Origin of the sequence: Winogradskyella bathintestinalis (assembly GCF_030407435.1) — a bacterium.
Taxonomy (GTDB): Bacteria; Bacteroidota; Bacteroidia; order Flavobacteriales; family Flavobacteriaceae; genus Winogradskyella; species Winogradskyella bathintestinalis.
In genome coordinates this window covers 45846-70099 of sequence record NZ_JASDDK010000001.1, presented here as the reverse complement: position 1 = coordinate 70099, position 24254 = coordinate 45846, and the positions used below count along the sequence as shown (strand labels likewise).

The following is a 24254-nucleotide window of genomic DNA, read 5'->3' as shown; positions in this document are numbered from 1 at the left end:
ATTAGTCTTCCTTGCTTTAGCTGTATTTATAAAATAATAAATGCAGCTAAAGCTTATTGAAATCTTACTTTTTTTGGTATGAAACGATCAAAACACATCATATTTTTAGTTTTGATAGCTTTGCTATATCTATTCGTGAGCTGTAACAATGACAATTCTGAAAAGGAACTGGCACATGCTGAGTTTTTTTTACAGGAAATTACATACAGCGAAAGCAAGTTGTTAGACACTATTCAAAAACAAACCATCGACTATTTTTGGGAAGGTGCTGAGCCCAATTCAGGTTTGGCAAGAGAACGTATTCACATGGATAATGTTTATCCAACATCTCCAAAAAATACAGTCACTACTGGTGGAAGTGGTTTTGGTCTTATGGCCATTTTAGTAGGGATAGAAAGAGGATTTATTCCTAAGGAAGAAGCACTCACCAGATATCATAAAATTGTAGATTTTCTAGAGAATGCAGATCGTTTCCATGGCGCATGGTCACATTGGATTGATGGTGAAACAGGAAAAGTCTATCCGTTTAGCAAAAAAGACAATGGTGGAGACTTGGTTGAAACCGCATTTTTAATGCAAGGATTGCTAACCGTAGCTGAGTATTTTGATGGTGATACGGAAAAGGAAAGACAATTAGTTGCTAAGATTAATCAACTATGGAGAGAAGTGGAATGGGATTGGTATACTAAAAATGGAGAAGATGTTTTGTATTGGCATTGGTCACCAGAATATGGTTGGGAAATGAACTTTCCCGTTGGTGGATATAACGAATGCTTAATAATGTACGTGCTTGCTGCAGCATCTCCAACACATCCCATTAGTAAAACGGTTTATGAAGAAGGTTGGGCCAAAAATGGCGATATCGTTTCAAATAAAAATCAATATGATTTAGATTTGGTTTTAAACTATTATGGTAATCACAAGCCAGAGGTTGGTCCCTTGTTTTGGTCGCATTATTCCTATTTAGGATTAAATCCAAAAGGCCTAAAAGATCAATATGCCGATTATTGGAAACTGGTTCAAAACCACGCTAAAATTCAATATAGATATGCTATTGACAACCCTAAAAATTTTAAAGGTTACGGAGATAATCTTTGGGGATTAACTTCTAGTTATTCTGTAAACGGCTATAAAGGTCATAGGCCAGGAAGGGACCTCGGAGTTATTTCGCCCACAGCAGCGTTATCGTCATTTCCATATACTCCAAAAGAGAGTATGAATGTTTTAGAAAATATATATAAACACCACGATAGTTTGGTTGGTAAATTTGGACCTTATGACGCTTTTAGCTTTGAGTATAATTGGTCTACTCCAAAATATTTGGCTATAGATCAGGGCCCAATACCGGTGATGATAGAAAATTATAGAACAGGTTTATTGTGGAGTTTATTCATGAAAAATAAAGACGTACAATCTGGTTTAGACAAGCTCGGTTTTACATATAATAAGATTAATTAATATGAAAAATTTTAGAATTTTATTGCTAGCGGTATTATTAATTAATTGCGGTTCAGACGATGGTCCAGGTTATCAAGAGCCTTACAATCCTAGTGACGACGATCCTGTTGTTGAAACGTTGACTGACGATGAACTTATGGATTTAACTCAAGAACGCACTTTTAAATACTTTTGGGATTTTGCAGAATCAAATTCTGGCGCTGCAAGAGAGAGATACCATACTAACGATCCTTCAAACAGTCAAAATGTAGTAACGACTGGAGGAAGTGGTTTTGGATTAATGGCGATTTTAGTGGGTATAGAAAGGGGTTATATATCAAGAACTGAAGGCTTAAGTAGATTGAGCCAAATTTTAACCTTTTTTGAAAATGCAGATCGTTTTCATGGAGCGTGGTCGCATTGGATAGATGGCACTAACGGAAACACAATACCTTTTAGTCCAGAGGATGATGGAGGCGATTTAGTAGAAACGGCTTTTTTAGTACAAGGTCTTATTTGTGTAAAAGAATATTTTGAAGGAGGTTCAACAGAAGAAGAAGCTTTAGCTGCCCAAGCTGACATGCTTTGGAAAGGTGTAGAATGGGATTGGTATACGCAGAACCAAAATACGTTATACTGGCACTGGAGTCCTAATAACGCATTTGCCATGAATTTAAAACTGAAAGGGCATAATGAAACCATGATTGCCTTTATTCTGGGAGCAGCTTCACCAGATTATACTATTCCTGCTGAGACATATCACGAAGGTTATGCTAACAATGGAAATATCGTTTCAGCCGCAAACCAATTTGATATTCCATTAATTTTAGATCATGCTGGTAGCGGAACAGGGCCTTTATTTTGGGCGCATTATTCTTTTTTGGGTTTAAATCCTACAAATTTATCAGATCAATATGCTAACTACTGGAGTTTAAATGTAAACCACACCAATATCAATTATCAACATTGTGTCAATAATCCAAATAGTTATGTAGATTATGGTGAAGATTGTTGGGGCTTAACGGCGAGTTATAGTAGAAATTCAGACGGATCTACGGGGTATTCTGCTCACGATCCAGAGAATGATCTTGGAATTATTTCCCCAACAGCAGCCATCAGTTCCATTCCGTATACACCAGAAAAATCATTGGCAGCCATGCATTATTTTTATAGTAAAAAAGATATTTTATTAGGTCCAGCAGGTTTTTATGATGCGTTCAGTCCACATTATAACGATTGGGTGACTGAACGTTACTTAGCCATTGATCAAGGTCCAGAAATTATTATGATTGAAAATTATAGAACGGGTTTATTATGGTCGCTTTTTATGCAAAATGGAGATGTGCAAAATGGGTTAGATGCCTTGGGATTTAGTTATTAAAGTATGAAGATTGAATATTACATAATCATTTTTACAGTTTTCTGTACTTTATCTTGTAAAACTAAAGATAGTTTTGAGTTTGTAGTACTTCCAGATACCCAAACCTATATGGAAGAATTTCCTGAGGTGTATATAAATCAAATGCAGTGGATTGCAACACAAGAAAAAAGATTTTCATTTGTATTGCACGAAGGCGATATTACGCAAAATAATTCAGAAAAAGAATGGGAAATCGCTAGAGAAGGATTTGCTTTAATAGATGGCAAAGTTCCTTATAATTTATCGCTAGGTAATCATGATATGGGAAGTGAAACTGGGAAATTCGCCGATACTAGAAATACCGAGCTCGCTAATAAATATTTTGTATCGTCAGCGTACATAAACCAATCAAATAGCATTGCCACATTTCCTAAAGGCGCAATTGATAACAACTGTGCTGAATATGATATTATAGGTGAAAAATGGCTGGTATTTTCATTAGAATTCGGACCTAGAAATAAAACTATTGAATGGGCTAATAAATTGATAGAAAATCATCCGAATCATCACGTCATCGTAAACACGCATTCTTATATGTATAATGATAATACCTTGCAAGATGGGGAAGATTGGTATTTGCCACAGAAATATGGAGTTGGTAAAGAGATTGGTGAAAATGCGGTTAATCACGGTGGTGATTTATGGGAAAAGCTCATTAAGAGAAATGAAAATGTTTTAATGGTTTTTTCAGGACATATCTTAGGTTCAGGTGTGGGACAATTAGTTTCAAAAAACGATTTCAAAAAGGATGTTTATCAAATGTTGGCTAATTACCAAAAAAATGTAAAAGGTGTCGAGAAAGGTGATTCAGGTTATTTACGAATCATTAAAGTCGACAAAAAAAACCAATTGATTACGGTGAAAACCTATTCACCTTGGTTAGATAAATTTAATACGGATCCAGAGCACGAATTTATTTTTAATAATGTTAAAATGTAAAATGTAAAATGTAAATTATGACTATTAATTTAAGAGATATACACTCGGTTATTGGTTTACTATTTTTAATAAGTAGTATCAATCTAACCGCCCAAGAAAAAGATTATTTTTCCGAAGAACGCTATATTCAAAATGGCGATACGCTAAGATATCGAATGCTACTTCCTAAAAATTTTGATAAAACGAAAGAATATCCACTAGTATTATTTCTTCATGGAGCAGGTGAAAGAGGAAATGATAATAAAAAACAATTGGTCCATGGAAGTCATTTATTTTTAAATGATCAAAATAGAGATTCGTTGCCGTCTATTGTAATATTTCCACAATGTTCGCAAAATGATTATTGGTCTAAACTCGACGCTGACCGTTCAACAAAACCGATAACATTCAATTATAAATATGATGAACCACCAACAACGGCATTGGCTTTAGTTATGGGATTAATGGATAATATAATAATTAAACCTTACGTAAAAAGAGATCGCGTTTATGTTATGGGGTTATCTATGGGAGGTATGGGGACTTTTGAAATCTTACATAGAAAACCAAAAATGTTCGCTGCCGCAATTCCTATTTGTGGAGGTGGAGATCCAGATTCCGTAACAAATTATGCAAAAGAAATTCCACTTTGGATTTTCCACGGAGCTAAAGACGATGTGGTAGATCCAAAATTATCATTACAAATGACATCAGCAATTATAGCGGCTGGCGGATTTCCAAAATTAACATTATACGACTTTGCAAACCACAACAGTTGGGATACAGCTTTTGCTGAACCCGAATTATTAACCTGGCTTTTTTCTAAATCAAAACAGAATGATGAGTAAACTATTTAATCTAAACACCATAACAATTGTAGCTATAGCTCTAATTTACACGGGCTGCAAAGCACAAACGCAAACACCTAGAACGACTTCAATTTCTAATAATACTACAGTAGAGGCAAAAGTAGATTCTATATTAAATCTGATGACATTAGATGAAAAAATTGGACAATTGAATCTTCCTGTGTCAGGAGATATTACCACGGGTCAAGGTAAAAGTTCTGATGTCGGTAAAAAGATTCAAAACGGTTTAGTAGGCGGTATGTTCAATATTAAGTCTGTCGAAAAAATCAAAGCTGTTCAAAAAATTGCTGTTGAAGAAAGCCGATTGAAGATTCCACTTTTATTTGGTATGGATGTTATTCATGGTTACGAAACAACATTTCCTATTCCATTAGGTCTGTCTTCAACTTGGGATATGGAACTCATTGAAAAAACCGCTCGTATGGCGGCAAACGAAGCAAGTGCAGATGGTATCAATTGGACATTTTCACCTATGGTAGATATTTCACGCGATCCTCGTTGGGGAAGAGTTTCTGAAGGGAACGGAGAAGATCCATATTTGGGTAGTCGTATCGCCGAAGCCATGGTGAAAGGTTATCAGCAAAATGATTTAAGCGCCAATAATACATTAATGGCATGTGTAAAACATTTTGCCTTGTATGGAGCTTCAGAAGCGGGACGAGATTATAATACGGTGGACATGAGTAAAATACGAATGTTTAACGAATATATGGAGCCCTATAAAGCGGCTATTGATGCAGGAGTGGGTTCAGTAATGGCTTCATTTAATGAAATTGATGGCATACCAGCAACAGGTAATAAATGGTTATTGACAGATTTATTGCGTGATGATTGGGGTTTTGACGGTTTTGTAGTAACGGATTACACCGGAATTTATGAAATGATGGCTCATGGTATGGGAAATGAGGAACAAGTGGTGTCCCAAGCTTTAAATGCGGGAATCGACATGGATATGGCTGGAGATTCACCTGCGGCTACAGCGGCATTTGTAAAATCATTGAAAACCGCATTAGATAAGAACATGGTAAAAATTGAGGATATTGATACGGCTGTAAGACGTATGCTAACTGCAAAATATCAGTTAGGATTATTTGAAGATCCTTATAAGTACTTAGATAGCGATAGAGCAAAAAATGAAGTATTCACAACTGAAAATAGAGCTTTTGCCAGAAAAGTAGGAGCAGAATCTACCGTTTTACTAAAAAATCAAGGAGATTTACTTCCATTGAAAAAAGAAGGCACAATAGCTTTAATAGGGCCATTGGCAAACAATGCAAAAAATATGGCTGGCACATGGAGTGTGGCCACGCAGCAAGATAAATCAAACCCTTTCCTGGCAGGTCTTAAAACTGTAGTTGGAGATAAGGCTAAAATATTGCATGCTAAAGGAAGTAATCTCGATTACGATTTAGAACTCGAAAAAAGAGCGACAATGTTCGGTAAAACTATTCCAAGAGACGGAAGATCAGATAAAGAGCTGTTGGATGAAGCTTTAAATATTGCTGACAAGGCGGATGTTATTATTGCAGCCATTGGTGAATCTGCTGAATTTAGTGGTGAAAGTAGCAGTAGAACCGAAATTGGAATTCCTCAAGTACAAAAAGATTTGTTGAATGCTTTGCTTAAAACAGGAAAACCTGTGGTATTAGTTTTATTTACAGGAAGACCATTAGAATTGGTAGAAGAAAACGAAAATGTACCAGCTATACTTAATGTTTGGTTTCCAGGGAGTGAAGCCGGTTTAGCTATTTCAGATGTATTATTTGGTGATGTAAATCCTTCGGGAAAATTAACCGCCACGTTTCCAAGAAGTGTAGGACAGATTCCAATTTTTTATAATCATAAAAACACGGGACGACCATTGATGAATGAAGAAGGTAAATTTGAAAAATTCCGAAGTAATTATATCGACGAGCGTAACGAACCATTATATCCATTTGGTTACGGATTAAGCTATACCAAATACGATTATAAAAATTTAAAGTTAAGTTCAGATACCATCGGTACAAATGGTTCAATCGATGTTTCTGTTGAGGTCACTAATGCTGGTAATTACGATGGGAAGGAAGTCGTGCAACTTTACATTAGAGATTTAGTAGGTTCAGTCACCAGACCTTTAAAAGAATTAAAAGGTTTTCAGAAAGTCTACCTTAAAAAAGGAGACACAAAAACGGTCACTTTTAAGATTTCGGTTGAAGATTTAAAATTCTATAATTCAAACTTAGACTTTGTAGCAGAACCAGGAAAATTTCATGTATTTGTGGGTACAGATTCAACCACCAAAATGATGAAAGAATTTCAATTAACTGAATAAAAGGATGGGAATTAAACGACTTCTAATATTATTAATTTGCATTGGCAATTATGGTTTTGCTCAAAACTATGAAGCTAAAGTAGATTCGCTAATGCGTCTAATGACACTTCAAGAAAAAATAGGTCAAACGGTGATGTATAGTGGACATTTTGACCAAACAGGGCCCATAATTAAAACCGATAATAAAAAACATATTAAAGAAGGTAATGTTGGAGCCATGTTAAATGCGCACACGGTGGAAGGTACAACCAATATGCAAAAATTAGCAGTTGAGAATACACGTTTAGGGATTCCTTTATTGTTTGGATATGACGTAATTCACGGTTTTCGAACCATATTTCCAATAAATTTGGGCCTGTCAGCTAGTTGGGATTTAAAAATGGTAGAAGAAAGTTCACGCATTGCAGCAGAAGAAGCTTCTGCAGAAGGCATTCATTGGACATTTGCACCAATGATTGATGTCTCTCGAGAACCACGTTGGGGTCGTATTTCTGAAGGCGCAGGGGAAGATGTTTATTTAAATAATGAAATAGCGAAAGCGTATGTTCGTGGGTTTCAAGGTGACGATCTTACTAAAACCAATACCATTTTAGCTTGTGCCAAGCATTATATAGCTTATGGGGCGGCGCAAGCTGGCCGCGATTACCACACCACCAATATGGGAGAAGGCGAATTGCGCAACACCTATTTACCACCTTTTAAAGCTGCAATCGATGCTGGTGTAGAAACTGTGATGTCGGCTTTTAATGAATTAAATGGTGTACCAACTTCAGGAAGTAAAGCCCTACTGCGAGATGTTCTTAGAGATGAAATGGGATTCGAAGGCTTCGTCGTTTCAGATTATACGTCTATAAATGAAATGATACCACATGGATTTGCTAAGGATAGTATTGATGCCGCAAGAATTGGTATGAATGCCGGAGTAGATATGGATATGATGGGAGAAATATACCGTTTACATTTAAAGAAATTGGTTGAGGATGGTAAAGTAGAAGAAGCAGTTATCAATGAAGCATGCCGAAAAATTCTTTTGGCCAAATTCAAACTAGGATTATTTGATGATCCTTACCGATATATCGACCAGCAACGTGAAGATACTACTAAATACCAACAAAGATATTTAGATAAAGCCCAAGAAATTGCCGCTGCATCATCGGTTTTATTACAAAATAAGAACAATACATTACCACTTTCTAAAAATTCAAAATCTATCGCATTTATAGGCCCTTTAGTGAAAGACGAAGCGCATATACTTGGTAACTGGGCGGCTAAGGGTAACCGTAGTGGAAAAGCCATAAGTGTATTTGAAGGAATTCAAGATTATCTAAAGCCGAACCAAATTTTATATGCTAAAGGCTGTGAAATTTTAAGTGATGATGATTCTGGTTTTGAGGAAGCAATTAGAGTTTCTAACCAAGCTAACGAAATTGTTTTGGTAATGGGAGAAGATCATCACATGAGTGGAGAGGCAGCATCAAGAACAGACCTAAAAATTCCAGGTATTCAACCACAACTTATTAAGAAGATAAGAGAAGCCAACCCGAATAAAAAAATCACATTGATTATAATGAATGGTCGCCCATTGAATCTTTCGGAAGAAGTTGATTTAGTAGATGCTATTCTAGAAATCTGGTTTCCAGGAACTATGGGAGGAGCTGCCACAGCAGATTTGCTCTTTGGTAAAGTCAACCCTTCAGGGAAATTAACGGTTACATTTCCTAGAAATGTGGGTCAAGTGCCAATTTATTACAATATGAAAAACACCGGACGTCCTATTCCTGAAAACAATCCGAAACAAGATTACAAAAGTAATTATATCGATGTTCCGAACTCACCCTTGTTTGTTTTTGGGCATGGAATAAGTTATACGAACTTTAAGTATTCTGATTTAAAATTGTCTTCAGAAAAATTGACATTTTCAAATTCGATTGAAGCAAGTGTTGAGGTTACCAATTCTGGAAATTATGACGGACATGAAGTAGTTCAACTCTACATTCGCGATAAAGTAGGGAGCATTACAAGACCAGTAAAAGAGCTCAAAGGCTTTGAGAAAATATTTCTAAAAAAAGGAGAAACCAAAACAGTCACTTTTACGATTTCAGTTGAGGATTTAAAATTTTACAATAGCGACATGATGTATGGTGTAGAACCTGGAGAATTTGAGATTGCTATTGCACCAAGTTCTGACTTTAAATTTAAACATCTATTTAACTTAAACGATTAATAGCAGAAATGATGCCGCACATAATGAACAAATTAAATTCCCTACCCTTATTATTATGTGTGGCTTTTTCATTTCAAATTTTTGCGCAATCTAAAGTCATTAATTCTGGCTGGCAGTTTTCTGAAAATAAAACCAATTGGGAAACTATAAATATTCCACATACTTGGAATAAGTTGGATGCTTTCGATGATGCATCTGGCTATCGCAGAGGATTAGGGTATTATAAAAAACAGGTTTTCATAGCATCAGAAGAAATAGAAAAAGTTCACTACGTAAAGTTTAATGCTGTAAACCAAGAAGCCACCATATTTATTAATGGTAAAGAAGTAGGTAATCATAAGGGAGGTTACACCGCGTTCAATTTTAATATTACGAAATACCTTAATTATAACACGTACAATTTAATTGAAGTTACCGTAGAGAATACGCATAATGAAGACATTCCTCCTTTAGATGCCGATTTTACATTTTATGGTGGAATTTACCGTGATGTGGAACTGATTGCCTTACCCAAACAACATTTTAGTTTAGATGATTTTGCTACTGATGGGTTTTATATCAACTACCCAGAAGTCTCAGCGGACGAAGCACGTATAGAAATAACAGCGATTCTAAACAATGCTGCATTAAGACATAAAAATGTAAAATTGAAATTTAATCTTTCCAATGCTCAAGGAAATATTGTAAAATCACATACAGAGAACTTAAATCTTAAATCTGAAACAACAGAGGTATTTAAAATTAATCTTCCAGAAATTACGGACCCAAAATTATGGTCCCCAGAAAATCCATATTTGTACAAACTCAAACTTGTACTTCAAGATAATAAAGGCAGAATTTTAGATACAAAAACTACTAATATCGGATTTCGTTGGGTATCCGTTGATCCAAAAAAGGGTTTCTTTTTAAACGGAAAACCAATAAAATTGATAGGTGTAAATCGTCATCAAGATTACGAAAGCTATGGGAATGCAGTTCCACTTTCACTTCAGAAAAAAGATATAAAACTCATCAAAGATATGGGCTCAAATGTCATTCGATTTGCACACTACCCGCATGCTCGCGAACTCTATAAACACTGTGATGAACTCGGAATTTTGGTGTGGACCGAAATCCCAATCGTCAATAAAGTCACAAATTCAGAAGCATTTTTTGAAACGTCAATCACTATGCAAAAGGAGCATATAAAGCAATATTATAATTATCCTTCGGTAGTAATGATGGGGTATATGAACGAAATATTCTTGAGATTAGCATTCGATAAAAAAGAATCGGAAGCTGAAAAAGAAGAGCGAAAAAAATACACATACCAACTCGCCAAACTATTAGAAGATTTAACCCGAAAAGAAGCGCCAAATCATATAACGGTAATGGCATTGCATTTTAATGAACTTTATAACGACACCAAAATAGCAGATTTATCGATGCTAGTTGGTTGGAACTTATATTTTGGCTGGTATCACGACACCATTAAAGATTTGGGAGTTTTTCTAGATGACCAGCACCAGCGTTATCCAGATCGTGCTATCATGATTTCTGAGTATGGTCCAGGTGCCGATGTCAATATTTCAACAACAACACCATTACGCTACGATTATTCACAAGAATATCAATTATTATTGCATTCAGGCTATTACCATCAAGTTCAAGAACGAGAATTTGTCACCGGAATGACAGCATGGAATTTTGCCGATTTTGGTTCAGAGTTCCGTGGGGAAACCAAGCCACATGTCAACCAAAAAGGATTGGTACAATACAATCGTGAGCCCAAAGAAGTTTATTATTGGTATCAATCGGTTTTAAACAATTCGCCTTTTATTCATATTGCGAAGTATCAGAATGAATTGACCTTGTTAGAAAATAACACACATGACGTCGTTGTATTTTCAAATCAACACAATGGGAAAATTTATGTGAATGGAGAATTTTTCAAAGATCTAAATTTTGAAACTGGCATAGCAAAAATCAAAATTCCGTTTAAAGAAGGTGATAATACAATTAAAGTAGTTGCGGGAAATCAACAGGATGAAACTGTTTTCAATGCTAATATTATCCAGAATTTAAAAACTTATCCAACAAATGTTTTAGGAATTAATTTAGGGACACACATTAATTATACAGACGAGGTTTCGGGAGTTACTTATCTTCAAGACCGATCATATTCTGAAAACTTGTATGGTTATATGCCAAATTCAGGAAAGTGTGAAAAAAAGCGCATTCCGAACAATATTAAAAACTCAAACTTAGAGACTGTTTATCAAACCATTTTGGTTGACTGTAGCCAATATAAGGTTGATGTCCCTGATGGTGAATATAAAGTAACGTTGTATTTCGTAGAGCCACAATTAAAGAGTAATGTCGAGTTAGTTTATAATTTAAATGCTTCTAATAAATCGTCTGAGGAAATACAAGAACAGCGTATTTTCGACATTAAGTTGAATGGCATTACCATCGCTAAACAATTTAATATGGCAGAAACATTTCCAGATAAATACGGTATTCAAGAAACTGCTAAAATTGATATTATTAATAATGAAGGATTAACAATTTCACTTAACTCAATAGATGGTGAAACTGTAATAAGTGGAATTCTAATAGAAAAAATGGATTAAATGAAAAAGGTAACAATTATCCTTGTTTTACTGATTGCTTATGGACTTTCCGCACAAAATATGGAGACGTTCACCTATGCGATAAAAGGTAATGACACTTTGAAAATCGATGTATTTACACCAGAAAAAGTAAAAAAGGACGAAAGATTACCGGTTCTGCTCTGGATGCATGGCGGTGGATTTTCAGGCAGTCATCGTGCGTTTCCAGATGATAACAAATTAGTGAAATATGCTGCTAAAGAACAGAATTACATTGGTGTTTCTATTGATTATCGCTTATTAAGAAAAGGAACCACTACAGGTTTTGGTTGCGATTGTACCAAAGACGAAAAATTAGAAACGTTTAAACAAGCCGCCATTGATTATTTAGATGCGGCAAGATATTTAGTTGAGCGTGCTGACATGTTTCAAATCGATACCACTAAAATTATAGCAGGTGGAAGTAGCGCTGGAGCCGAGGGCGTATTGAATGCCGTTTTTATGAAAGATTATTTCATTGAACATAAAGAAGAATATAAAAGCATCAAATTTGCAGGCTTATTTTCTTGTGCTGGTGCTGTAATGGATGCGCGTTATATTACCGAAGACAATGCTGTCCCATCCGTTTTATATCATGGAACAGAAGACCAACTAGTGCCTTTTGGCAATGCACCACATCATTACTGCGACCCAGAAAGGGATGGTTATATTATGTTGGATGGTTCTGAAATTATAGCGAAAAAACTCGAAGAGTTTAATACCTCTTATTACTTCAATATTGTTAATGGTGGTCGGCATGAAGTATCTCGAATTCCTTTTGAAGATTTAGATAAAGTATTCAACTTTTTTAATCAAACCATGATAAATGATGAAGTCATTCAGACTAAAATTATAAAAACGAAACAACCATGAAAAATTTATTCCTTGCTTTAATCGTGCTTGTTGCATTTCATTCTTGCAAGAATGAACCTAAAAATACTGATGCCGCTTCTAATGTAGCCGAGAAGTCGAAACCACGACCAAATATCGTTTACATTATGGCAGACGACCATGCAGAACAGGCGATTAGTGCTTATGGTCATCCTATAAGTAAATTAGCACCAACACCAAATATTGACCGCATTGCTACCGAAGGTGCTTTGTTTAAAAATAATTTCTGTACCAATTCTATATGCGGACCGAGTAGAGCCGTTGTGTTGACTGGGAAATTTAGTCACATTAATGGTTTTAGAATGAATGGCGACCAATTTGATGGTAGCCAACAAACCTTCCCTAAGTTATTACAAAAAGCAGGTTATAATACAGCGGTAATCGGAAAGTGGCATTTACATGGTTTACCGGAAGGGTTTGACTATTGGAAAATATTAACAGATCAAGGCAATTACTACAATCCAGATTTTATAGCGATAAACGAAATTACCAAAGTAGCCGATACCTCAAGAACTGAAGGTTACGCCACAGATATTATTACCCAAGATGGAATTGCATATTTAAATTCAGTAAAAGATAGCGATAAACCATTTATGCTGATGCTACAACACAAAGCACCACACAGAAATTGGATGCCAGCATTGCGACATGCCAATAAATTTGATGACGTAGAATTTCCCTTGCCTGACACCTATTTTACAGCTCACGAAGGGTCTTTAGCTTCACAGCAGCAACAACAAACCATTTATAAAGATATGTATGAAGGTCACGATTTAAAATTGACCAAAAAGAAAGGAAGTCCAGAATTGGCACACAACCCATGGAAATCGGATTTCAACCGTATGAACGAAGCACAACGAACAGCTTGGGATAAGGCCTATCAAGCAAAGAATGATGCCTTTCACGATTCAAATTTATCACGGGCAGCATTAGCAAAGTATAAAGGACAACGTTACCTACAAGACTATTTAGCAACAATTGCCTCGGTAGATGAAGGGGTTGGTAAGGTTTTGGATTTTCTTGAAGAAAATGGTTTAGCCGAAAATACGATGGTTATCTATACCACTGATCAAGGCTTTTATTTAGGTGAAAAAGGCTGGTTCGATAAGCGTTATATGTATGAAGAATCTTTAGCAATGCCCTTGGTTGTAAAATACCCTGATGTAATTAAACCAGGAACCGTAATTGATGACATGACCCAGAATCTAGATTTTGCCGAAACTTTTTTAGATTATGCGCAAGTTGAAATTCCAGCAGATATGCAAGGAAAATCCTTACGTCCTTTATTGGAAAACACCTTTGATGCAGACGATTTTAGAGATGCAGTTTATTATCATTACTACGATTATCCAGCATTTCACATGGTAAAAAAACATTATGGAGTTAGAACTAAACGCTATAAGTTAATGCATTTCTATGATGATATCGATACTTGGGAATTATACGATTTAGAAGAAGACCCAAAAGAAATCAATAATCAAATCGATAATGCGGAATACGATAAAATTGAAGCACAACTAAGATCAAAGTTGACCCAGCTTCAAAAGAAATATAAAGTAACTCTTTCTGATTTTGAGCAAGCTTCCGAGGAAAGCGTTAAGCGTGGTTACAAACAATTTGAAAGGTTAAGAGGTGATACCGGAACGTCATATAATCCGCAAACGGATAAAGACACAAAATTATAGTGAAACCGTTGCTTGTTCAGTATAAAAATACCCCACATGGGGACAATTTTTCGGTTGAATCAATCTATTGTCCCTTTTGAGGAGACTTTAAGAATATAAAGCAATGATTAAAGAGTTTTAAGAACATATAAGATATTATTCCATGAAAAATTTATTCCTATCCATTTCAATTTTACTTACATTTTCATGTACTACTCACACCAAAAATGGGGAACTAGCATTAAATGAAACCCATAAAGTTGACACCGAGAAAAAAAAGCACCAAACTTATATCAACCCGCTCGATATAGATTATACCTATATGGTTTACAATTCTAGTAAAAATAAATCATACCGTTCTGGTGCGGATCCTGCGGTTATTGAATTTAAAGGAGAATATTATATGTTCGTCACACGTTCGTTTGGGTATTGGCATTCTAAGGATTTGGTCAACTGGGATTTTATTAAGCCACAACAATGGTTTTTTGAAGGGAGTAATGCGCCAACAGCATTTACATATAAAGATTCGCTAGTCTATTTTGCTGGTGATCCTGCGGGTTATGGAAGTATTCTTTATACTGATGATCCAAAGAAAGGCACTTGGACACCCACCGCTTCAATTTCTAATAATATTCAGGATTCGGAATTATTCATTGATGATGATGGTAAAACTTATCTGTATTGGGGGTCTTCTAACGTACATCCACTTCGTGTAAAAATGCTGAATAAAGATGATCGATTTTTAGAAACAGGAGTTAAGAAGGAATTGTTTAATCTTGATGAAGAAAAACATGGATGGGAACGTTTTGGTGAAAATAATTATCATCCCACTTTAAAGGAAGGTTATATGGAAGGTGCTTCCATGACTAAACACAATGGGAAATACTATTTGCAATATGCCGCACCTGGCACACAGTTTAATGTGTATGCTGATGGTGTCTATATTGGCGATACACCACTTGGGCCTTTTACTTATATGAAAAACAATCCAATGAGTTTTAAGCCAGGTGGATTTACGAATGGAGCAGGTCATGGAATAACAGTAAAACAAACCAATGGTCAATATTGGCATTTTGCAACCATGGCATTGGCTTCTAATGCGCAGTGGGAACGTCGCTTGTGTATGTTTCCTACGTATTTTGATGAGGACGGTTTAATGTATTCAAATACGGAATATGGCGATTATCCACGTTTTGGTGCTAGCCATCCTTCAAAAGCAGGAGAACACAATGGTTGGATGTTGTTGTCATACAAAGGCGATGTCACCGTATCAACATCCTTAAAACAAATTATGAAATTTACATCGAATGACGATGATGTGGAAGTGACGGAGTTATCTGTAGAGAAAACTGATGACGGTCAAATTACCGCGAAGGTTTTAACGGATGAAAACCCTAAAACCTTCTGGGTAGCGGAAGCCAATGATGATAAACAATGGGTTAACATTGAAATGCAAAACGCAGGAAACATCCACGCATTACAACTTAATTATCACGACCATGAATCTGGAATTTACACACGCGTAGAAGGTTTAAGACATCGCTTTACAATCGAAGTCTCGGAAGATGGCAACAATTGGCAAACGGTTGTAGATAGAAGTAAAAGTGATATTGATGCCCCCAATGCTTATCTCGTTTTGAACGAGCCAGTAAAAGCAAAATATGTGCGTTATAATAATATTGAAGTGCCAGGCGCAAACTTTGCCATGTCTGAAATTAGAGTGTTTGGCTTAGGACTTGAAGAAAAGCCTAAAAAAGTTACCGGTTTTAATATTGAAAGACAGAAAGATCGTAGAGATGCTGCACTTGCTTGGAACCCTGTAGAAGGAGCTCAAGGCTATAATATACGTTGGGGTATTGCTAAAGATAAGCTCTATCAATCGTGGTTGGTCTATGATGTTGAAGAACTTTATATGCGTAATTTAGACCGCGATACGTCTTATTATTTTAGCATTGAGTCTTTTAGCGAAAACGGAATCTCAGAAAAAAGTGAGGTTATTTTTATCGAATAAATACTGTAATAAAAATTCTGTCTAATATGAATTTATAAAATATTCAAGAACTAAAAAATAATTAATTATTAAATAAAACTGAAATGAAAAAAGGTGTTTTCTTATTATTAATAGCAGCCGTTTCCGCCTTAGGAGGTTTGCTTTTTGGGTATGATACAGGTGTAATTAATGGAGCACAATTTTATTTAACACAGTATTTCGACCTTAGTGATGCTTTAAAAGGTTGGGTAGTTGGAAGCGCGCTTTTAGGATGTTTTGTAGGAGCTATAATTGCAGGTCCATTAAGTATTAAAATTGGTAGAAAATGGTCATTGATACTTTCTGCCATATTCTTCACACTATCGGCCTATGGGTCTGGATTGCCAGAAATGTTTCCGCAAACCGTTAGTATGTTGGTGGTGTTTAGAATTATTGGAGGATTAGGCATTGGCGTGGCATCCATGAATGCACCAATGTATATTGCAGAAATTGCACCGTCAAATATTAGAGGACGTATGGTAACTTATTATCAATTGGCCATTGTAGTTGGTTTCTTTGTGGTTTTCTTAGCAACTTATTTTATAGGTAATGATTTAAGTGTGTCTGAAAATATTCAATTCGGATGGAGACGTATGTTTTGGTCAGAATTGGTACCTAGTCTTTTGTTTTTATTATTGTTGTTTATTGTACCTAAAAGTCCTAGATGGCTAGCATTAAAAGGAAGAGATAGTGAAGCTTTAACAGTTTTAAAAAGAATAAATGGTGATGATACTGCTGAAAAAGAAATGTTAAGTATTAAAAAATCTTTGGATGAAAATAATGATGGTATAAAAGTAAGTTACTTTTCTAAAGCTATATTAGTTATAATTGCTATTGGTACTGTTCTATCTGTTTTACAGCAATTTACAGGAATTAATGCTGTGTTATATTATGGAGCTGATATTTTTGAAAAAGCACTAGGATTTGGAAAAGAAGATGTGCTAGCCCAACAAATATTATTAGCCTTCGTAAACCTAGTATTCACATTTGTGGCTATGTTTACAGTTGATAAATTTGGTAGAAAACCGCTGCTTTATATTGGTTCTATAGGTATGATTGTAGGTTTTTTACTTTTAAGTATCACATTACAGCAAGAAAGTGTTGGTGTTTTATCTTTAATCGGTGTATTGCTTTTTATCGCATCCTTTGCATTATCAATGGGCCCAGTAGTGTGGGTGTTATTGTCCGAAATGTTTCCTAATAAAATCCGAAGTGTAGCTATGTCAGTTGCTGTTGCTGCGCAATGGGCTGCCAATTATGTGGTTTCTCAGTCGTTTCCTATTGTAATGGGGAGTGAAATGAATAATAGTGAGCCTTGGAATGGATCCCTTCCATACTATATTTTTATAGTATTTATTCTAATAATTGTTTTTGTAACTTATAAATTTATACCAGAGACGAAAGGAAAAACATTAGAAGAAATTGAAGGATTCTGGAAATAATTAAAAAGATCGTATTCTAAAAAAAAAACAGACTGTCTAACTGCACAGTCTGTTTTTCATTAAATGGTTAATAGCAAAATATATTGGTTAATAGCATAAATTTTAATGACTTAACAAAATTTTACAGTCTTAACTTTAATTTGAAGACTTTTTCTATAAGCTTTAATACTGATAATTTCATTACTCTTTTTACGATTCATTTTTAAAACCTTAGATTTTATCTTAGCAGAAATATCAATTGCTTTAGCATCTGTTTTTTCAACTTTATTAGCTTCAACGAATTCAATTTCATTATTAACGGAAACTTTTTGTTGAGCAAAAGCTGTTAAAGACATTGTTAAAAATAATGTGATGATTAAAGCATTTTTCATAATCGTAAGAAGTTATATTTGTTTTAACTTCGAGTCAAAGAAACGACGGATATCTAATGTGAAAGAAAAATTTAGATGAAACAAGTCGATAAATGGATAACAGGAAAGTACTCGTAAAAAACTACGATGAAATACACAAAATCGGCTCGCAGCCCTTTAAAAAGGTTAGCTTTAATGCTGAACAACATTATTTTATGGATGAAAAACACTCTAAAATTAAAAACATCGATGAAATACACAAATTCAGTTTCAAAAGCGCATTAATACTGAAAAATTATGAATGATTTCAATGATAATTCCTATTTTAAATTGTTTAACCAACAACGGCAAAATCAATTTGCTATTGGGAATAGTTCCTCTAAAGAAAGAATAAGAAAATTAGATCAACTTCAACGTGCTATAGAGGTAACGTATAGAAAAGAAATTCAATCCGCCTTATATAAAGACTTAGGTAAACCAGTTGTTGAAACAGAGCTTACAGAAATTTACGCGATAGTAGGAGATATAAAGCACGCTAAGAAAAAGTTAAAACAATGGATGCAGAAGCAAAGTGTTGACACACCCATATCCATGTTGGGGTCGAGTTCTTATATTAAATATGAGCCAAAAGGTGTCTGTTTAATTATTTCACCATGGAACTTTCCTTTCAATCTTACCTTTGGACCTTTAGTATCCGCTATAGCTGCTGGAAATACAGCCATAATTAAACCATCTGAGATGACACCTCATTCGTCGGTATTAATGGAAAAGATAGTTTCAGAAGTGTTTTCAGAAGATGAAGTAGCGCTAATACAAGGAGAGGTTGAAGTTTCTACAGAACTTTTAAAACTACCATTTAATCATATTTTTTTTACAGGTTCTCCAAAAGTGGGAAAAATAGTGATGGAAGCTGCCTCTCAGCATTTGGCATCAGTAACCTTAGAACTAGGCGGAAAATCGCCTACCATAGTAGATAAAACTGCTAATATCGATAAGGCAGCAAAGAAAATAATGTGGGCAAAATTCTTAAATTGTGGACAGATATGCGTTTCACCAGACTATGTCCTTATAGACGAAAGCGTAAAAGCGTCATTTATTACATCGTGCATTAAATGGTTAAACACCTTTTATAGCGATAACCCCAAAGCATCAGATTCCTACGGAAAAATAGTAACCGATAAGCACTTTGAACGTTTAAGTTCTTATTTAGAAAATGCTAAATCATTAGATGCTAAATTTGAAATTGGAGGCAGTACCGAGAGCACTTCAAAATATATAGAGCCCACCATTATTTCCGATTTAAAACCTGAAGCAAAACTTCTGGAAGAAGAAATATTTGGACCTATTCTACCAATAGTTACTTACAAGAGTTTAGACATGGCAATGGCGTATATTAATTCCAAACCTAGACCATTGGCACTTTATATATATAGCAAGAGTAAAGCCAGCATTAAAAAAATTATGAATAATACTAGAGCAGGTGGTACGTGTATAAATAATAGTGTGCTACATTATGCCAATCATAACTTACCCTTTGGTGGTGTAAATAATAGTGGAATTGGTAAGAGTCATGGGTTTTACGGGTTTAAGGCCTTTAGTAATGAACGATCGGTTTTAAAACAACATACCTTTGGGGTTACAGAATTATTGTTTCCACCTTATACTAATATGAAAGAAAAATTGGCCAGGTTAACTGTAAAGTGGTTTTAATCTTTATTAAAATAATCAGACTGTATCTGCTCGTTTATCCCATCTTGAAACTTCGTCATGCTAAAATACTGATGAATAGAGTAACACCCGGTTTCACCCGATTTATTAATGGCGATATAACCAACCTGAAAGTTTTTGTAGTCACTATGAGGTTTGTTAACAATTCTACCAATAGCTTCTTCACAGGCCGCTTGAGGCGACTTTCCTTGTCGCATTAATTCTACAACTAGAAAGCTTCCCACTGTTTTTATAACTTCTTCACCTAATCCGGTGGCTGCGCAAGCACCAATTTCATTATCTACAAATAAACCAGAACCTATAATAGGTGAGTCACCAACACGACCTGGCATTTTATAGGCCAAACCACTTGTAGTACACGCCCCAGAGATATCACCATTTTTGTCAAGAGCGAGCATACCAATCGTATCATGATTTTCAATATTGATAATTGGTTCGTAATTGGCTTCAACTTTCCATTTTTCCCAAGTTTTTTTTGATGCTTCAGTGAGGAGATCTTCAGGTTCAAACCCTTGTAAAATTGCAAATTCTTTAGCGCCTTCGCCAGCAAGCATTACATGTGGTGTTTCTTCCATAACTTTTCTCGCTACTGAGACGGCATGAGTAATGTTTTGAAGATAAACTACTGAGCCACAATTGCCGTGTTGGTCCATTATGCAAGCATCGAGTGTTACATTACCATCTCTATCAGGTAAGCCTCCTTTACCAACAGTTTGTCCTTTTTCGTTAGCTTCCTCGATTTTACAACCTTGTTCTACAGCATCTGTAGCATCGCCGCCAGCTTGTAAAACCTCCATAGCTTTAGCTGTTGCTTTTTTAACATTCCAGGTGGCAATTACCACAGGTAATATTACCTTATCTGTCTTATTAGCTTTAAAGATTGGTTTTTCAAGAATAGCATTTTTTGCAAATGAATTGTTAATCGTTAAGCCTAATCCGGTAAATGATGCATTTTTTATAAAATCTCTTCTTTTCAAACTATCCTAAATTTATAGCAAGATCTCATCGAATTCAACCCTGATTGTGTCTTGTTGTTTTGCTGCCCAGTGTATTATAAATGTTTAATACTGCACTCCTTGTTTATCCAATACTGTTTTTGTTCTAAACGCATAAAATAATAAATAGGCAAAACAAGCCACAGCCATCCAATAAGAAGATTGAATAGTGAATACATCCGCTAATTTTCCCTGTACAGGTGGAATTATAGCCCCTCCTAAAATCATCATAATTAAAAAGGCAGAACCTTGCGAGGTATATTTTCCTAATCCAGCAATACTTAATGTAAAAATGCAAGGCCACATTATTGAGCAAAATAATCCACCAGATATAAAGGCAAACAACGCCATATTTCCTGAGGAGAATAAACCGATAAGCATAGCAATAATGCCTAATAAACTAAATACTTTTAAAGTTTGTACAGGATTATCCTTAGCTATAAAAAAACCGCCAATTTGAACCGCAATACAAATAGCGAAGAAAATTATTTCATTAGGACTGAAGCTAAACTTTATACTATTTACTAAAATAATCACTCCGAAAGCCACGTAAGGCACAATAATTAATAAGGCTTTCTTCAGCCCTTTACTAGGATTAAAAACAGTTATGGCTCCAACCCAACGGCCAATCATTAGACCGCCCCAATACATCGAGATATATGATCCAAGTTGCGAATCGTTTAACTCTGGAAGTCCTAAGGCATTCAGGCCAGTGTCACCAACACTTTGTTTTAAAAGCTCTCCCAAATTACTGCCAATGGTAACCTCTACGCCCACATAGGTAAATATAGCGAGCATACCCAATACTAATTGTGGATATTTCATGGCTCCCCAACCTTTGGCATTTTTACGTGCACTTGCATTGGCAAAGAATACCGATAAAATTACAGCTAATAGTGCCACAAAAAGTAAAACTAATCTTATGTTTTCAATGTGTTCGGTTGCGTTTTCAGTTCCAGAATATGTGCTAAAAATATAACCGAAGCAGCCAATGACAACAAATGTTAAAACAATTAATAGATTTCGTGCTTTGTTAGCGGGTTCAAAAGCAGTTTCTGATTTAAGAGCTGGCAATTTTTTTGAAAAATGAAATAATGCCGCAGCTATTAAGAACAGAGCACCAACACCTAAATACAAGTGTTGTACAGTAACTAATGTGATCACATTATTATCTATCATTTGAGCCAACTCATCTGTACTCCAGGATGCTGACCCAAATATGACCAAGCTAACGACTACTGGTCCTATAGTTGTACCAAAAGAGTTTATGCCTCCAGTTAAATTTAAACGATGTGATCCTGTTTTTGGATCTCCAAGAGCAACAGCAAAAGGGTTGGCTGCCGTTTGTTGTAATGAGAAGCCTAAAGCCACTATAAAAAAGGCAATAAGCACCAAATAAAATACTCCGGTTTGTCCTTGTTCTGCGCCAGATGTAACCGGATACATTATAAATGCACCTATAGCAGAAAGCAATAACCCATATACAATTCCATTTTTGTATCCCCAATTGTTAAGAATATCCCGTTTTAGAATACTTGATACTATAAACAGTAGAAGGGCTCCGATATAATAGGCGCCGTAAAATGCAAAATCTACTAATTGAGATTGAAATTGGTCGATATTAAAATACGTTTTACAAAACGGTATAAACACACTGTTAGATGCGGCTATAAAGCCCCAGAAAAAGAAAACTGTACATAACGTTGCTAAGGCTGATTTGTTGTTTTGGTTGTTCATTAGTATAAGTTAGTTAATTTTAAAGCATCTAATATAGTAAAATGCATTTCACGAATGTAATTGCTTTTTTATTTTATGAATTTTAGAAGTATTAAAATTTCTATTAACGGTAATTTTTTACAATAACACCAATAAATTGGCTTTTCATAATGTTGTACATAAAACCGTCAATTTTAATATCTTATGCATTAACATTTTTATAAGATACTTCGTAGTTTCGTATTTCAAATTTACCTGTTTTACTTACCATAACTATAACAGCGGTAAAAACAAAATTTCTATGTTGCGTTGGATTATCTTAATCATTCTTATTTTTATTCTCGATTTTTATGCCTTTCAGGTTATAAAAACTTTGACTAAAAGCTATTGGATTTATGTGCTTTATTGGATCTTGTCCATATTGGTAGTAGCAAATTTCGCTTACTATTATTTCAATTTTGTAAGAGGGGAAAGTTTTACACATGGTCATGGTTACGCGGTGGCTTTTTTGTTTACGGTTTTTGTGCCTAAAGTAGTTTTGGTCTTATTTATGTTTGGAGAAGATTTGGTAAGAATAGGGACTTATCTCTTTCAGAAATTTTCTAATGACACGGCTCACTATAATGGTAGACGTGAATTTGTATCCAAAATTGCGCTTGGTGTAGCAGCCATTCCGTTCGCATCTTTTGTATATGGGATTACTAAGGGGAAGTACAACTTTCAAGTTTTAAAGCGTACTATATATTTTGAAGATTTACCAGAAACTTTCGATGGTTATAAAATAACTCAAATTAGCGATATCCATTCCGGAAGTTTAGAGAGTAAAGAAGACATTGCTTTTGGAGTGAATTTGGTAAATGAGCAAAACAGCGATGTTATATTATTTACAGGTGATATTGTAAATAGTAAAGCAGAGGAAATGCAGGAATGGATTCCCGTGTTTGATAAATTAAAAGCAAAAGATGGAAAATATTCTGTGCTAGGCAATCACGATTATGGATATTATGCGTACGGTGGAGATGTTGAGTTGAACCGAAAAAACCAAATAGAGGTTGAAGCTGTTCATAAAAGTATTGGGTTCGATTTATTGTTGAATGAAAACCGACGCATTGAAAAAAATGGTGAGCATATAAATATTTTAGGTGTAGAAAATTGGGGTGCATCACGTCATTTTCCCAAACGGGGAAGTCTTAAAGAGGCAACAAAGAATATAGGTGAAAATGACTTTAATATTTTGATGAGCCATGATCCGTCTCATTTTGATTACACAGAAATGGAGCTTAATACTGAAGACATTAATAATCACGATATTATTATTGACGAATCAAATATTATTAATTTCAGTAAGCACATTCATCTTACGTTAGCAGGGCATACGCACGGTATGCAATTTGGAATAGAATTGCCACGGTTGGGAATTAAATGGAGTCCTGTAAAATACCGTTATCCTAAATGGGCAGGTCTATATAAGAAAGCAAGTAAATATTTATATGTTAACCGAGGGTTTGGTTATCTCGCTTTTCCTGGACGCATAGGAATATGGCCCGAAATCACTGTGATAGAACTCAAAAGAGGAACAGAAAGTGCATAATTGTAAAGAATTGCTTATTTTTATATTAAGCCTATC

At 35.1% G+C, this 24254-nt stretch carries 16 protein-coding genes; 13 read left to right on the top strand and 3 right to left on the bottom strand.

Annotated features, from left to right (window positions below):
- Positions 1–78: 78 nt before the first annotated feature.
- The 11 genes from QMA06_RS00225 (at position 79) to QMA06_RS00175 (ending at position 17838) form a co-directional block, all read left to right on the top strand.
- A complete protein-coding gene (locus QMA06_RS00225; protein WP_290204871.1) occupies positions 79–1458 on the top strand; it encodes a glucoamylase family protein in 1380 nt (459 codons plus the stop codon).
- Position 1459: 1 nt separating this feature from the next.
- Complete coding sequence (locus QMA06_RS00220; protein WP_290204870.1) at positions 1460–2818, top strand: glucoamylase family protein; 1359 nt, start codon at positions 1460–1462, stop codon at positions 2816–2818.
- A 3-nt stretch (positions 2819–2821) separates the two neighbouring features.
- The gene (locus QMA06_RS00215) at positions 2822–3796 is read left to right on the top strand and encodes a metallophosphoesterase (RefSeq protein WP_290204869.1); all 975 of its coding nucleotides are present in this window, start codon (positions 2822–2824) and stop codon (positions 3794–3796) included.
- Positions 3797–3813: 17 nt separating this feature from the next.
- Positions 3814–4623 carry a carboxylesterase family protein gene (locus QMA06_RS00210; protein ID WP_290204868.1) on the top strand — a complete coding sequence of 270 codons (810 nt, stop codon included), beginning with the start codon at positions 3814–3816 and terminating at the stop codon, positions 4621–4623.
- Positions 4613–6958, top strand: coding sequence for a beta-glucosidase BglX (gene bglX, locus QMA06_RS00205; protein ID WP_407704286.1), 2346 nt, complete (start codon positions 4613–4615; stop codon positions 6956–6958). The genes QMA06_RS00210 and bglX (QMA06_RS00205) overlap by 11 nt, the downstream gene beginning before the upstream one ends.
- A 4-nt stretch (positions 6959–6962) precedes the next feature.
- A complete protein-coding gene (bglX, locus tag QMA06_RS00200) occupies positions 6963–9182 on the top strand; it encodes a beta-glucosidase BglX (protein WP_290204867.1) in 2220 nt (739 codons plus the stop codon).
- Positions 9183–9205: 23 nt separating this feature from the next.
- Entirely contained in the window at positions 9206–11794 is a 2589-nt protein-coding gene (locus QMA06_RS00195) for a glycoside hydrolase family 2 TIM barrel-domain containing protein (RefSeq protein ID WP_290204866.1), read from the top strand.
- Positions 11795–12685 carry an alpha/beta hydrolase gene (locus QMA06_RS00190; protein ID WP_290204865.1) on the top strand — a complete coding sequence of 297 codons (891 nt, stop codon included), beginning with the start codon at positions 11795–11797 and terminating at the stop codon, positions 12683–12685.
- A complete protein-coding gene (locus tag QMA06_RS00185; protein WP_290204864.1) occupies positions 12682–14388 on the top strand; it encodes a sulfatase family protein in 1707 nt (568 codons plus the stop codon). Before QMA06_RS00190 ends, QMA06_RS00185 begins: the two co-directional genes overlap by 4 nt.
- A 142-nt stretch (positions 14389–14530) precedes the next feature.
- The gene (locus QMA06_RS00180) at positions 14531–16378 is read left to right on the top strand and encodes a family 43 glycosylhydrolase (RefSeq protein ID WP_290204863.1); all 1848 of its coding nucleotides are present in this window, start codon (positions 14531–14533) and stop codon (positions 16376–16378) included.
- A gap of 83 nt (positions 16379–16461) precedes the next feature.
- Positions 16462–17838 carry a sugar porter family MFS transporter gene (locus tag QMA06_RS00175; protein WP_290204862.1) on the top strand — a complete coding sequence of 459 codons (1377 nt, stop codon included), beginning with the start codon at positions 16462–16464 and terminating at the stop codon, positions 17836–17838.
- A 110-nt stretch (positions 17839–17948) separates the two neighbouring features.
- On the opposite strand, the gene QMA06_RS00170 is transcribed toward QMA06_RS00175, so the two are convergent.
- Positions 17949–18209: a hypothetical protein gene (locus tag QMA06_RS00170; RefSeq protein ID WP_290204861.1), complete on the bottom strand. Its 261-nt coding sequence runs from the start codon at positions 18207–18209 to the stop codon at positions 17949–17951.
- A gap of 276 nt (positions 18210–18485) precedes the next feature.
- On the opposite strand from QMA06_RS00170, the gene QMA06_RS00165 reads away from it, so the two are divergent.
- Positions 18486–19898: an aldehyde dehydrogenase family protein gene (locus QMA06_RS00165; RefSeq protein WP_290204860.1), complete on the top strand. Its 1413-nt coding sequence runs from the start codon at positions 18486–18488 to the stop codon at positions 19896–19898.
- Here QMA06_RS00165 and QMA06_RS00160 read toward each other — a convergent pair.
- The gene (locus QMA06_RS00160; protein WP_290204859.1) at positions 19895–20893 is read right to left on the bottom strand and encodes a N(4)-(beta-N-acetylglucosaminyl)-L-asparaginase; all 999 of its coding nucleotides are present in this window, start codon (positions 20891–20893) and stop codon (positions 19895–19897) included. The genes QMA06_RS00165 and QMA06_RS00160 overlap by 4 nt on opposite strands.
- Positions 20894–20977: 84 nt before the next feature.
- Positions 20978–22648, bottom strand: a complete 1671-nt coding sequence (locus tag QMA06_RS00155) for an MFS transporter (protein ID WP_290204858.1) — start codon at positions 22646–22648, stop codon at positions 20978–20980.
- Between the two features lie 280 nt (positions 22649–22928).
- On the opposite strand from QMA06_RS00155, the gene QMA06_RS00150 reads away from it, so the two are divergent.
- Positions 22929–24218, top strand: a complete 1290-nt coding sequence (locus QMA06_RS00150) for a metallophosphoesterase (protein ID WP_290204857.1) — start codon at positions 22929–22931, stop codon at positions 24216–24218.
- The last annotated feature ends 36 nt before the right edge of the window (positions 24219–24254 follow it).